Origin of the sequence: Arthrobacter sp. TB 23, from assembly GCF_000294595.1 — a bacterium.
Taxonomy (GTDB): Bacteria; Actinomycetota; Actinomycetes; order Actinomycetales; family Micrococcaceae; genus Arthrobacter_D.
In genome coordinates, this window is record NZ_ALPM01000050.1 from 1 (window position 1) to 11,642 (window position 11,642).

Genomic DNA, 11,642 nt, shown 5'->3' on the forward strand with positions numbered 1-11,642 from the left:
CGCCGGTTCCGCGGGTGTAGCTGCGGATGGTGGTGCTGCCGGGGTTGCAGGCTGGTGAGGTCCGGCTGGCGCCTCAGGTGAGGGCGCCGTTGTCGGGAGCGACTGGCTCGGCTGAAGTGATTTGGGCGTCGAGCTGCTGGGAGGCTCTGTCGGCGCCTGCCGACTAGTGGGTACTTTTGGGTTTGGCTCACCCGCTGCCGCTGCTCCGTCGTGGAGTACTTCGATGGTGACGTTCAGGGCCAGGATTTTGTGGATCGCCTGTTTCACGTTGTCCATGTGAGTGCCGCGCTGGAAGGCGATGGCGTTTCCCTGGGTCGCGAAGGCGAGGACCAGTTGGTTCCCGTTCATGCTCCGCGGCTTGGCATCCGGATTGACGTTGAGCCACGTGGTGCGTTTGATGCGGGCGAGTTCATCCATGATCTCGGGCCACGCACGCCGGATCATTTCCACCTGCGGTGCCCCGGAGGAGGAAGAAGCCGATGCTGGGTCCTGCCGCGCAGGCTCGGGCGCGGCCGGGGATGCGGCCGGCGCCGACGACGACGGGCCCGCAGCCGGACCTGAAGCATTCTGACCCGCAGCATTCTGGCCCGCAGCATTCTGCCCTGCAGCTGAACCTGCAGTGTTCGGAGCTGATGTGGCCGGGCCTGGTGTGGCCGGCCCTGATGCGGTCGGCGCTGGGCTGCTCGGGGCTACGCCAGCCGGGGTGACTGACGGTGTCGTTGGCTTCTCTGCGGGAGCAGTCTCCTCGGGCCACGTCGCAGTACTGGCCGTCTTCCCATCCGGGTCGGAGCCCGCCGAGGGGGCAACGCCCTGGGAGCGGCCTGCCGGGATCGCGGGAGCGTGGTCCTGGGCGGTGGCAGCAGGGGCTGTCGGTTGGCTGGGCGCGGCATCGGACCCGGCGTCGGACCCGGCGTACTGCAGGCGGCGTTCGATCCGGTCAACGCGGGCCAGGGTTCCCCGCTCGGTCTCATCGGCGGCGGGCAGCAGGATCCGCGCGCAGAGCAGCTCAAGGTGAAGACGCGGTGACGTGGCACCGGTCATCTCGGTCAGAGCCGTGTTGGTGATGTCCGCGGCGCGGGAGAGTTCGCCGCGGCCCAGTTGGTTGGCTTGCGTGCGCATCCGGTTCAGCTGGTCGTCGGGGGTGCCCCGGAGGATCGCCGCCGCGCTGTCGGGAACCGCGTTCACGATAATCAAGTCGCGGAACCGCTCCAGTAGGTCCTCAACGAACCTGCGTGGGTCATGCCCAGTCTGGATCACCCGGTCGACGGCGCTGAACACCGTGCCAGCGTCGCCCGCGGCGAAGGCGTCGACGACGTCGTCAAGCAGGGACGCATGCGTGTAACCGAGGAGGGACACGGCAAGCTCATAGTCGAGACCGTCCGGACCGGCGCCGGCCATGAGCTGGTCGAGTACGGACAGTGAGTCACGCACGGACCCGCCGCCGGCCCGGATCACGAGGGACAGCACCCCTGGGGCCACGGGGATGCCCTCCTGTTGGCAGAGCAGATCAAGGTAGGCCATCAGCGGCTCGGGCGGCACCAACCGGAACGGGTAGTGGTGGGTGCGGGACCGGATGGTACCGATCACTTTGTCAGGTTCGGTGGTGGCAAAGATGAACTTGATGTGTTCCGGGGGTTCTTCGACGATCTTCAGGAGGGCGTTGAAGCCCGCCGACGTGACCATATGGGCCTCATCGATGATGAAGATTTTGTACCGGTCGCGGACCGGTGCGAAGGTGGCGCGCTCCCGGAGATCACGGGCGTCGTCGACGCCGCCGTGGCTCGCAGCGTCGATTTCAATCACGTCAAGGCTGCCGGAGCCGCCGCGGGCGAGCTCAACACAGCTATCGCAGACCCCGCAGGGGACCGGGGTGGGGCCCTGGGCACAGTTCAGGCAACGCGCCAGGATGCGTGCCGATGTTGTTTTTCCACAACCGCGCGGACCGGAGAACAGGTAGGCGTGGTTGACCCGGCCCTTCTCAATGGCAGCCATGAGGGGCTCGGTGACGTGCTCCTGGCCAATGACGTCCGCGAAGGCTTCGGGACGGTATCGGCGGTAAAGGGCTGTGCTCACAAAAGAACCCTATCGGTTGGTGGTGACGTATTGCGGTGGCGGAATCAGGACAGCTCGCCGGGCTCAACTATCCAGGCTTCACGCGGCACTCCTGCCAGGTGAAACGCCTCGAGCGCTCCTGCCAGCGTACCCGCCGGGAGCCCCGCCGACCGAAGGATCAGGTCCCTCACCGAGCTGGCGGTCCAGCCCTTATCGGCGAGCGATTCGAGGGTGACGGCGCCGTCACGCTTGGCGAGGCGCTGCCCTTCCCGGTTCAACGCGAGTGGGACATGCGCGTACTGGGGCGGGGCGATCCCCAGCAGGCTGGCCAAATAAGCCTGCCGGGGGGCGGAGCTGAGTAGGTCATCGCCGCGGACCACCTGGTCGATTCCCTGCGCGGCGTCGTCGACCACCACCGCAAGATTGTACGCGGGAACACCGTCACTGCGGACAATGACCAGGTCATCCACCGGTCCGGTGTAGCTGCCGTGCAACTCATCCTGGACCGTCCAGTCGGTCACCTCGGATCGCAGCCGCAGAGCAGGGGGTCGGCCATGCTGGCGGTTACGAGCCGACGCCGGCAGGGTCCGGCAGGTGCCCGGGTAGGACCCGGGTAGCGAATGGGGGGCGGTGGCGGCCTCGGCAATGTCACGGCGGGTGCAGTAGCACTCGTAAAGCAGGTCAGCTTTCCGCAAGGACCCGACAGCGGCCTGGTAGAGGGGGATCCGGTCACTCTGACGGACCGGTGCCGCATCCCAATCGAGCCCGACGGCGGTGAGCTCGGCGAGCTGCGCGGCCTCGGCTCCGGCGCGGGCCCGGTCCAGGTCTTCGATCCGTAGCAGGAAGGTCCGGGAGGTGCTGCGTGCAAACAGCCAGGCGAAGATCGCGGTGCGGAGGTTCCCCAGATGTAGCTCGCCGGAGGGGCTGGGGGCGAAGCGGCCAGCGCCGGGGCTGTTCATCGGTGCTCCTGCAGCATCAGGGGATGAGAAGACCCCCCATGCACCTGCCAGAGCCCGCTTACCCTTGCTACCTTCCGGTCCTGGGGGAGTTCACAGGGTGACACCACATGAGGGGCCGGAAACGAGTCTACAGGAATCTCGGGGCCGGATTCGAACCGGCAGAATCGTCGGTCGCCGTGCCGCGGGGCGGGCCGAACGCTGGCTGAATGTCCGCTGAACCGGGTGCGATCCCAGAGCTGCCCGACAAGGTCACACGGCGGCGATTCGTTAGATCGTTCCCTAGTGGGTATTCTGGTATCTGCTCCAAACTAGGAGGATTCGCCTAGCGGCCTATGGCGCACGCCTGGAACGCGTGTTGGGTTAACGCCCTCGGGGGTTCAAATCCCCCATCCTCCGCACATAGGAAAGCGGCTCAGACAAGGCATTACGCCTGTCAGGGCCGCTTTTCCTTTTTCCCGTGCATCGGATCCCGGTCCCGCGACACTTCCCGCAGGACCGGCTCAAACGACCACCCACCAGCCCGTTTCGCTGAGGATGAGAGGTCAGGCGCAGCGAAATCCCGTCCCGGCGGGAAGCTGTGACGCTGGCGGGACCTCACATCCCGGGCTGGGGCGGATTCGCTTCAGCGTCAGTGCCCCGCAGCCGGGCGAGCCGGCGGAGCGCGGCCGCCTCGCTCGGGCCCTCGGGGCCGAGGCCGAGACGGACGATGAACATGACCAGGCGCGTCGCGGTGCGCACCGGCAGCGGAATGGGACCCAGCGACGGAACACGGAGCCCTAACAGGTCCCGGTGGCGGGGTTCGAGTGTGGCCACGGCCCCTGCGAACAACACCCGGTAGCCGAATCGCTGTGACATCGGCAGCGGCGGACGTTTGATGTACCGGAGCGCTTCGGTGACCTGCGGGCCGCACACCAGCTCGTCGTCGAACGCTGCCAGTTGCGCTGCCAATTCAGCCGCCGACTCCGGCGGATCGGTGACCCCCATGAGTCGCCCGGCCTGTGCCCACTCAGCCACATAGTTGTCGGCACCCCCGGGAATCGGCGGCCCATACGCCAGATGCGACGCCAGAAAAGCGTCAGTGAAGGCCAGATGCACCCAGCGCAGCAGATCGGGGGAACCCGCCGAGTAGGGCTGGGTGACACCCCTACTGTCGATGTAGGTACCAGTGACCCGCTGATGGAGCCGCTGCACCCAGGCCGAACCGGCCTTCGCCGTTTCGGCTGAGCCGTAGGTGACGGTGAAAATCCACTGGATGGTGCCGGCGAGACGGCCGAGTGGGTCCTCGCGGTACCGGGAGAAGTCGTGGACGCCCGCCATCGCACCCGGGTGCAGGGCCTGCAGCAGCAGCGCCCGGATCCCGCCGACCAGGGGGGTCATTGACCCGTGCACCGCCCAGGCCGCTGACGACGGCGGGAAGTAGCCGACGTCGTCGCCCTCGTCCAGCTTCTCCGCCCAGGCTGGTGGGACCTCCGCGTTGCCGGTGAAGGTCTTGCGGAGCTGGGTTCGCCAGGCGGTTAGCCCGGTGTTTCTAAGTGAGGCCACTCCTTCATTATTGCCTAGGCCCATCCGCTGGCTGTTACCGTACGAATGCTAAGCAGTCGCCTACCGGGAGTAACCATGTCACCAACGAATCTGCATTCCATCCCCCTGACCATGAACGATGGCACCGAGAGGTCGTTCGGCGATTTCAAGGGCAAGACGGTGATGGTGGTGAATGTTGCGTCGAAATGCGGCTATACCCCGCAATACGGGGGGCTGGAAAACCTGTACCAGAAGTATCGGGACCAGGGATTTGTGGTGGTCGGAGTGCCCTGCAACCAGTTCATGAGCCAGGAGCCCGGCACCGACGAGGATATCCAGTCCTTCTGCTCCACCACCTACGACGTCACGTTCCCGCTGACCAAGAAGGCCGACGTGCGCGGCAAGAATCAGCACCCGCTGTACTCGGAGCTGACCAAGTTCAAGAACGGAATCCTGCCCGGCATGGTGAAGTGGAACTTCGAGAAGTTCCTGGTGAATGATCAGGGCTCGGTGGTGGCGCGATTCGCTCCGACGGTTGAGCCAGAGTCGGCAGAGGTTGTCGCGGCGATCGAGGGTGCCCTCGATAAGGCAGCCTAACTGCGTGCCGGTTCCTCGCTGGCGGTCTGCAACGATCGCACGCAGCGGGCCAGGAAGGCGGCTCCGGCGTCGTCGTTGGTCAGGTGATCCTCGGTGAGCACGGGGTACGGAGTCTCAGGGACCCCATCGGCGGGCCGGACGTCAACATGGGCGACGTCGTACCCGTGTTCGTGGAGGTAATCGGCCATCGCGTAGTCGGTGCGTGAATCCCCGACCGTCCGCCAGCGGGACGGAATCTGGCCGAGCAGGGCCAGGGCCCGTTCGGCGCCGAGGTCCTTGCCGAGACGGACCGATTCAATGTCGGTGGAGATGATTGTCGGGTCGATCCGGTAGTCAATGTTGTCATCGCTGTCCGGTGCATGGTGGGCCAACCGGCAAACCCCCATCCCGAAGGACCGCATCAGGGCCAGCGCGTCGGCGTCGAACCCGGCCTGCTCAGCCAGGTAGTCGGTGTTGTCCACCTCAATGTGCTGTTCCACCGACACCATCGCGTATTTGGTCTCATCGAAAAACATGTGCCCAAAGTACTTTTCCGCCACCAGATCGCGGATCCCTGCCCCGAACTCCTTCGGCAGCGCCAGAGCCTGGTCGACATGCAGTTCGCCCGCCCCCGACCGGTCGAAGCTGAACCAGACGCCCCCCTTCTCGCAGATGGCGTGGAACACCACACCCTCGGGGATCCCCGCCGCCAGCATCGGCTCCATCACCTCGCTGCGGATGAACGAATCAGACCGCCCCGTGTTGAAAATGACCGGCCACCCGGCGGCGGCGAGGGTCATCAGGTCCTTGATGATCGCCGGCCGTACGGTCCGGGACACGGGGCTCGCGATTGGTCCGTCGACATCCAGCAGAAGTCCGGTCAGCGGGTGAGTGATCGTAGCAGGCATACACCTATTCTCCATGTTTTCTACAAGGTGCCGAAGTGAAAATTGAGCGGTGACAGTTAATACCCGAAGAAGTCACTGTTAAGAGCGGATAGACCGATGACCACACTGTTAGGGGAAGTATCGCAATCCATTGGCGACGCAGGGATAGTCAGTGAGGTAGGTTGCACGGCCGATGAGAGCCCGGGCCTGACTCGCCGTGTCTTTGGTGTGCTGGTCGGGGTCACGGTGGCTGGCACAGCGGCAGCGGGCGGCCTGCTGGCAGCGGGTACCTCTGCCAATCCGCCGGGAGTCAAGACCTCCTTCGGCAGCGTTCGACTGACCGAGGCCGAGCGGCAGATGCGGCTTCCCCCGGCACAAGATTCCAGCGGCGGCGGTACGTCTGCTCAGGCCGTGACTGGCCACCGCGGTCACGGGCCTGCGGTCATCGGTCATTCAGTTCAACCGGCAAACAGCACCTGGGGGGACCATATTGCCCTTCGGTTGGAAGTCCATAATTCGACTGACCAACCGGTACTCTTTGCCCCGGGCCAACTGCGGCTGCAGGTCGGGGTGGATGGACCCACCGTGACGACCCGAGACGCGGAAGCTGTCACTGGCCCGCTACCAGCCGGATCGACAACATCCCTGTGGATCAATTTCCTGGTGCCCTCAGATGAGACGAGTCTCTCCGCTGAGTTCACTGACCCTTGGGGCGGCGTGGCCCCGCTGACCCTCGAACTGCCGTCCGTGCTCCACCGGCCTGGTTCGCTGGCGGTGGATCATGACTGACATCCAGGAAACCGCGAAAACCAGCGTCGGAAACGTGGCGAAACCCACTGATCTTGAGGCGACTGCCGGTCAGCTGGGCCGCTGGGACTTCCTCAGGTATGGAGCCGCCGCAAGCGTTGGGGCAGCGGCGTTGCTCTACGGGCAGTCTTCCAAGCCCGCCCAGGCCCGTGTAGTTGCATCGAGCCAACCTCTGGCGGTCACCCCTCTTCCAGGGGTTCTAGATCTGTACATCAACGATGGCTACCTGAAAATGGTCGATGCCTCACTGGTGTATCACCGGGGATTTGGTGATCGTCCTACCGACGTCAACGACGCCAACCCTAGCCTGGCTATTGTTCCGAAGGTGTTCACAGCCGATGGCCGGCTAGTGGAGAGCCGAAGTTACCCTTTGGGCGCCGTTCTTCCACCGGAAGGGACTCCGCTGCCTTACGGCCCGGATCCGGCTAACCCGGGGCAGTACTTCATCCGCCGCAACTACTGGGCGAGCTATTTGCCACAACGAACTATCATCGCCGAAGTGGGAAGCAGAATTCGCCTTCGGGTGCACAACCGGCTGTCCAAGCCTCATGAGCTTACTCTGCATGGGGCCGGACCCAACCGCGGCAACGTCAGTACCGGGATCATTGATCCGGCAGGAAGCAAATTATTGGAACTTGATGCGCCCGCCCCCGGAACCTATATCTACTCCGATCCGACCAATCAGCCAGTGGAAAGGGTTCTGGGTCTCTTCGGGGTACTGCTGGTCATCCATCCGGACCATCAGTGGGCTATCGGGGAGGATCTTGCATCGTTCGAACGGCAATGGCTATGGATCTGCCACGATGTTGATTCCGTGTGGGCTGGGATCGAGGCCTCCGGGGGGACCGTCGACCCACGCAAAACCAAAGCAGTACCGCGTTATTTCACGCTCAACGGACGCAGCGGCTATGAATCGCTTGGCATCACCACCAATGACGCACTGAACCTGGAGAGGGAGGAGGATACCCTAATCTCAGGGTATCCACGCCAACTGGATGTGCGGCAGTTTGGGGAGGGTACCGAGGCGGGGACCCTTCGCGGTGGACAACTGGTGCGAATGGTCAATCCGGGAATTGTGTTCCATCAGATGCACTTTCATGGTAATCACCTTTGGACGGTGGGGCGAAACAATTATCCCTGGCCGCGCAGGGACGGCTTCGTGGACCCCGAGGGGCATGTGGTGGTCCAACAATGGGAGGACGTGGTTGAGCTGGAGCCGATGGATCGTAAGGATTGCATTCTCCCCATCAAGCGGCCCCCGGATGCCGTGAACGCGGTCTGGGCTGCGCGGACAACAGATTGGGAATACCCGATGCACTGCCACGCCGAACCGTCGCAGACGGCCGCTGGTGGTATGTACCCCGGAGGGATGGTTGCCCACTGGACGCTGAAGGCACCAATCATAGGAACAGGACCATGACCAACGTTCAAGTACCCAGTAGACGCGATGATCGCCGCACCTCGATGTTTAAACGCCAGGCAGAGCGGGATGAGGAGCTTGCCAAACGCCAGCGGGAGGCGGAGAAGAAGGCCCGGGAGGCTGCTGAGAAGAAGCGTAAGGAGGCGGAGAAGAAGGCCAGGGAGGCTGCTGAAAAGAAGCGTAAGGAGGCGGAGAAGAAGGCCAGGGAGGCTAAACGTAGGAAGCCGACCCCTAGTCCGAGTGCAACAGCAACAGCGACTCCTTCGGCTACAGCCAGCGCATCTGCTACGCCTGTTCCCACTCCCACAGTTACTGCATCGCCTACTCCCACAGTTACTGCATCGCCTACTCCCACAGTTACTGCATCGCCTACTCCCACACCTACACCTGTACCCCCTGTCAACGATGACGGGACGCCGAGACACCGCTTCCGCAGTCAGGTGGACTTCAGCTCAGACCAGACTGATGTGGATAACCCCGTCACAGAATTTTTACAAACCCCGCAAACAGCAGTGGTTTTGAAATTCTTTTCCCGGGACCTTGAATTTGATGACGGAAATAAATTCGAGATTTGGAGTTTCGAATCGGAAAGTTCCGGGCGAAGCCTGCCGGGACCGACGCTGCGGCCCAAAGAGGGCGAAATATTCCACGCAACATTTACTCCGAGTAAAGGAGCTCACACTATCCATTGGCACGGCATGGAGCCGGACCCACGCAACGATGGCGTAGGTCACACCTCCTTCGAGATTGGAGAAACCTACACCTACCAGTGGCAGGCCGAACTGGGTAGACCCGGGGACCCCAACTATGGGGCGGCGGGAACCTACTTTTATCACTGTCACGTAAACACGGTTTTGCACGCCCAGATGGGAATGTTCGGTGCCCTGGTGGTTGACCCAACGGTGCATCCCGACTATCCGGTAAGCCCAGGAGCCCGCAGAGCCTTCGTGGACGGACCCGAGTACGACATCGCGACGGAATGCATCCTCGTTCCATATTCGGTGGATGCACGCTGGCATGAGATGGACCATGCTGCGGGGCTGTCCGGCGAGGACGTCGGTTTGAATCGGTTTGAGCCCAAGCACTTCTATCTGCTGGGAGGTAATCTGGCGGACCCGGGTGACACTGATGACCGCGTCTGGAGCCTCTCGACCATCCAGGCCAACGTGGTTCCGGGGGAACGAAAGCCCACCCTCCTGCGGATTCTGAACGCCAACTATCTGCCCAACCGGATGTACTTCACGGACGGGGAGGGGAACCCGGCGCAGATTGCCGAGATCATTGCCCACGACGGGCGGCCCTTCAGGGACACCTCTGTGCCAGGGGTGCCCTCTCCCCCCTGTTCGGCAGCGGGCAATCCGCTGCTCACCAGCGTGCTGTGTTTCGGGGCAGCCGAACGTTACGATGTCATACTGGCGCCGCCTTCGGCGGGCCGATACGAGCTAAGGGTCGAGTGGGAGGATTGGATTACCGGCGAAATCCTTGCGAAACGCACTGTGCCAATCATCGCTACCTGACGGCGGAACGTAACCTTTCGGCCGCTAAGGACCGTTAGGTGCGGCTCATGTTCCATTGCCCGATGATGTTCTCTAGTCTGTATTGGTGATCTTCAAAGCCGTAAGCGCAGGACGCCCCTACCCTGACCATGGATATGTGACCCCCAAGGATTGGGCGGGTGTGGCACCCCGACAGGTACGGCTGGACGAACTGGTGACCACGAAAACCACCCTCGACCTCGAGGCGCTCCTCGCCGAGGATTCAACTTTCTTCGGTGACCTGTTCCCGCACGTGGTTCAGTGGAACGAGACGCTTTATCTGGAAGACGGGCTGCACCGTGCCGTCCGCACGGCCCTGCATCAACGAACCATTCTGCACGCGCGCGTGCTGGTGATCAATGACTGACCAGCCCCCGCACCGGCACGAGACCAAAAAGTCCAAGAAAAACCCCATTGAATGGCATGGCCACCGGATCGTTACTGAAAACGATCTGGACAGCGTCTTCGCAGACACGGGGGAGGTGGAGCGCCCGCACATTTACATGCGCCGGCTCCGCCACGGGGTGGTTCTGGTCGTACTGGTTGCTCTCCTCGCCGCGGCGGTTTTCGTCGCGATAGGAATCAACCGTGGAGACATCCGCATCGCTGCGCTGGAACCGGACCTGGAGCCGACGTACACCTGCCCGGCGGGCCCGTTCGAGGTGCAGTCCCCTTCGGCCGTCACCGTGAACCTGTACAACAGCACAACCATTTCTGGTCTGGCCGGTTCGGTCGGTGAGGGCCTGGCGGAGCGAGCATTCGTGTTGGGCGAGATCGGCAACCGCAAGGTGAACCGGGTCGGCATGACCGCCATCGTGGTTGCCGGACCAGAGGGCTACGCGAATGCCTTCACCGTACAGCGCCAGATTCCGGGAACCATCTTCGTGGAGGATGAGCGCACTGACGCGACCGTCGACGTCGTCGTCGGCTCAGGGTACGAGGGTCTCATCGCTGAAGCCGAGCTGGATGAAACTCCGGCCGGACTGGTGTGCACCGACCCGACGACGGCGTCTGCCGAGGCCGAGTCCACGTCGGGTGCACCGGAATCGACCCCGGCTGCCCCCTAGCTGCAGGCTAGTTGCAGCCCTCCGGCCCGCACGCTTCGCCGTCGGCGGAGGCCGCGGCGGATCCGGCGGGATTCACGAGGGTCAGCGGGTTCGCTTCCTGCCACGCGGTGGTGAGCGCCTCGGCGAACAGATCGGCGGGCTGGGCTCCGGAAATGCCGTACTTCCGGTCGATGACGAAGAACGGTACTCCGCTGATCCCGAGCGTGCGTGCCTCGGCAATATCGTGGCGGACGTCGTCGGCGAACCGGTCTGTGCCGAGGGTGGCCCGCACGTCGTGCTCCGTGAGGCCGATCTCCTTGCCGAGCTCCACCAGGAAGTCCGTGTCCGAGGTGTCTTTGCCCTGTTCAAAGTGGGCGGACAGGATGGCCTCCTTGGCGGCGTCGCCGAGCCCCTGGGATTTGGCCAGGTGCAGGAACCGGTGGGCGGTGAAACTGTTGCCCACCACGACGTCCTCGAACCTGAAGTTCAGTCCCTCGCCGGCGGCCGAGGCGGACAGGCTGTCCCACATCTCGCGGATCCGGTCTTCGGAGATACCCTTGCGTTCAGCGAGGTACTGCTGTTCGGTGCCGTCATAGTGATCCGGGAGATCCGGGTCCAACTGGAAGCTCTTCCAGGTCACGGTGACCTGATCGCGGTGTTCGAAGCCGGCGAGGGCGGTCTCAAACCGGCGCTTGCCGACGAAACACCAGGGGCACTTGACGTCTGACCAAATTTCAATCTGCATACATCGCACAACGCGGGGTTGGCTCCGGGGTATTCCCGCTACACCCCACCGCAGCCGCGCCGCACCCTCACCGCACCCTCACCGCACCCCGCGG

At 63.6% G+C, this 11,642-nt stretch carries 11 protein-coding genes, 1 tRNA gene and 1 other RNA gene; 7 read left to right on the forward strand and 6 right to left on the reverse strand.

Going from position 1 to position 11,642, the window contains the following annotated elements; translation table 11 throughout:
- From B384_RS0106345 to ffs, 3 genes are all read right to left on the reverse strand, one after another.
- A partial coding sequence (locus B384_RS0106345; protein ID WP_019482286.1) for a DNA polymerase III subunit gamma and tau occupies positions 1 to 2,073 on the reverse strand: 2,073 nt, incomplete at its 3' end.
- Positions 2,074 to 2,117: 44 nt separating this feature from the next.
- The gene (gene gluQRS / locus B384_RS0106350; RefSeq protein ID WP_019482287.1) at positions 2,118 to 3,011 is read right to left on the reverse strand and encodes a tRNA glutamyl-Q(34) synthetase GluQRS; all 894 of its coding nucleotides are present in this window, start codon (positions 3,009 to 3,011) and stop codon (positions 2,118 to 2,120) included.
- A 24-nt stretch (positions 3,012 to 3,035) separates the two neighbouring features.
- Positions 3,036 to 3,131, reverse strand: an RNA gene (gene ffs, locus B384_RS20035) — signal recognition particle sRNA small type.
- Between the two features lie 191 nt (positions 3,132 to 3,322).
- On the opposite strand from ffs, the gene B384_RS0106355 reads away from it, so the two are divergent.
- A tRNA-Ser gene (locus B384_RS0106355) sits at positions 3,323 to 3,407 on the forward strand.
- A gap of 198 nt (positions 3,408 to 3,605) precedes the next feature.
- Here the strand turns inward: B384_RS0106355 and B384_RS0106360 are convergent.
- Positions 3,606 to 4,553 carry an oxygenase MpaB family protein gene (locus B384_RS0106360; protein ID WP_019482288.1) on the reverse strand — a complete coding sequence of 316 codons (948 nt, stop codon included), beginning with the start codon at positions 4,551 to 4,553 and terminating at the stop codon, positions 3,606 to 3,608.
- 75 nt (positions 4,554 to 4,628) lie between these two features.
- On the opposite strand from B384_RS0106360, the gene B384_RS0106365 reads away from it, so the two are divergent.
- Positions 4,629 to 5,129: a glutathione peroxidase gene (locus B384_RS0106365; protein WP_019482289.1), complete on the forward strand. Its 501-nt coding sequence runs from the start codon at positions 4,629 to 4,631 to the stop codon at positions 5,127 to 5,129.
- On the opposite strand, the gene B384_RS0106370 is transcribed toward B384_RS0106365, so the two are convergent.
- Positions 5,126 to 6,016: a hypothetical protein gene (locus tag B384_RS0106370; RefSeq protein WP_019482290.1), complete on the reverse strand. Its 891-nt coding sequence runs from the start codon at positions 6,014 to 6,016 to the stop codon at positions 5,126 to 5,128. The two genes, B384_RS0106365 and B384_RS0106370, sit on opposite strands and share 4 nt — an antisense overlap.
- Before the next feature lie 96 nt (positions 6,017 to 6,112).
- On the opposite strand from B384_RS0106370, the gene B384_RS0106375 reads away from it, so the two are divergent.
- The 5 genes from B384_RS0106375 to B384_RS0106400 all read left to right on the forward strand — a co-directional run bounded on the left by B384_RS0106375 (position 6,113) and on the right by B384_RS0106400 (position 10,824).
- Positions 6,113 to 6,784, forward strand: coding sequence for a hypothetical protein (locus tag B384_RS0106375; protein ID WP_237715248.1), 672 nt, complete (start codon positions 6,113 to 6,115; stop codon positions 6,782 to 6,784).
- A complete protein-coding gene (locus B384_RS0106380; protein WP_019482292.1) occupies positions 6,777 to 8,222 on the forward strand; it encodes a multicopper oxidase domain-containing protein in 1,446 nt (481 codons plus the stop codon). The genes B384_RS0106375 and B384_RS0106380 overlap by 8 nt, the downstream gene beginning before the upstream one ends.
- Positions 8,223 to 8,266: 44 nt before the next feature.
- On the forward strand, positions 8,267 to 9,739 hold the full coding sequence (locus tag B384_RS17975) for a multicopper oxidase domain-containing protein (protein ID WP_237715249.1): 1,473 nt from the start codon (positions 8,267 to 8,269) through the stop codon (positions 9,737 to 9,739).
- An 85-nt stretch (positions 9,740 to 9,824) separates the two neighbouring features.
- A complete protein-coding gene (locus tag B384_RS0106395) occupies positions 9,825 to 10,124 on the forward strand; it encodes a type II toxin-antitoxin system VapB family antitoxin (RefSeq protein ID WP_024476219.1) in 300 nt (99 codons plus the stop codon).
- A complete protein-coding gene (locus B384_RS0106400) occupies positions 10,117 to 10,824 on the forward strand; it encodes a LytR C-terminal domain-containing protein (RefSeq protein WP_019482295.1) in 708 nt (235 codons plus the stop codon). The genes B384_RS0106395 and B384_RS0106400 overlap by 8 nt, the downstream gene beginning before the upstream one ends.
- 7 nt (positions 10,825 to 10,831) lie before the next feature.
- Here B384_RS0106400 and B384_RS0106405 read toward each other — a convergent pair whose 3' ends face one another.
- Positions 10,832 to 11,548 carry a DsbA family oxidoreductase gene (locus tag B384_RS0106405; RefSeq protein ID WP_019482296.1) on the reverse strand — a complete coding sequence of 239 codons (717 nt, stop codon included), beginning with the start codon at positions 11,546 to 11,548 and terminating at the stop codon, positions 10,832 to 10,834.
- Positions 11,549 to 11,642 lie beyond the last annotated feature (94 nt).

Coding starts and splice junctions, on each gene's coding strand:
- gluQRS (WP_019482287.1), bottom strand. CDS start 3,011: ATGAACAGCCCCGGCGCTGGCCGCTTCGCCCCCAGCCCCTCCGGCGAG.
- B384_RS0106365 (WP_019482289.1), top strand. CDS start 4,629: ATGTCACCAACGAATCTGCATTCCATCCCCCTGACCATGAACGATGGC.
- B384_RS0106370 (WP_019482290.1), bottom strand. CDS start 6,016: ATGCCTGCTACGATCACTCACCCGCTGACCGGACTTCTGCTGGATGTC.
- B384_RS0106375 (WP_237715248.1), top strand. CDS start 6,113: ATGACCACACTGTTAGGGGAAGTATCGCAATCCATTGGCGACGCAGGG.
- B384_RS0106380 (WP_019482292.1), top strand. CDS start 6,777: ATGACTGACATCCAGGAAACCGCGAAAACCAGCGTCGGAAACGTGGCG.
- B384_RS17975 (WP_237715249.1), top strand. CDS start 8,267: ATGTTTAAACGCCAGGCAGAGCGGGATGAGGAGCTTGCCAAACGCCAG.
- B384_RS0106400 (WP_019482295.1), top strand. CDS start 10,117: ATGACTGACCAGCCCCCGCACCGGCACGAGACCAAAAAGTCCAAGAAA.
- B384_RS0106405 (WP_019482296.1), bottom strand. CDS start 11,548: ATGCAGATTGAAATTTGGTCAGACGTCAAGTGCCCCTGGTGTTTCGTC.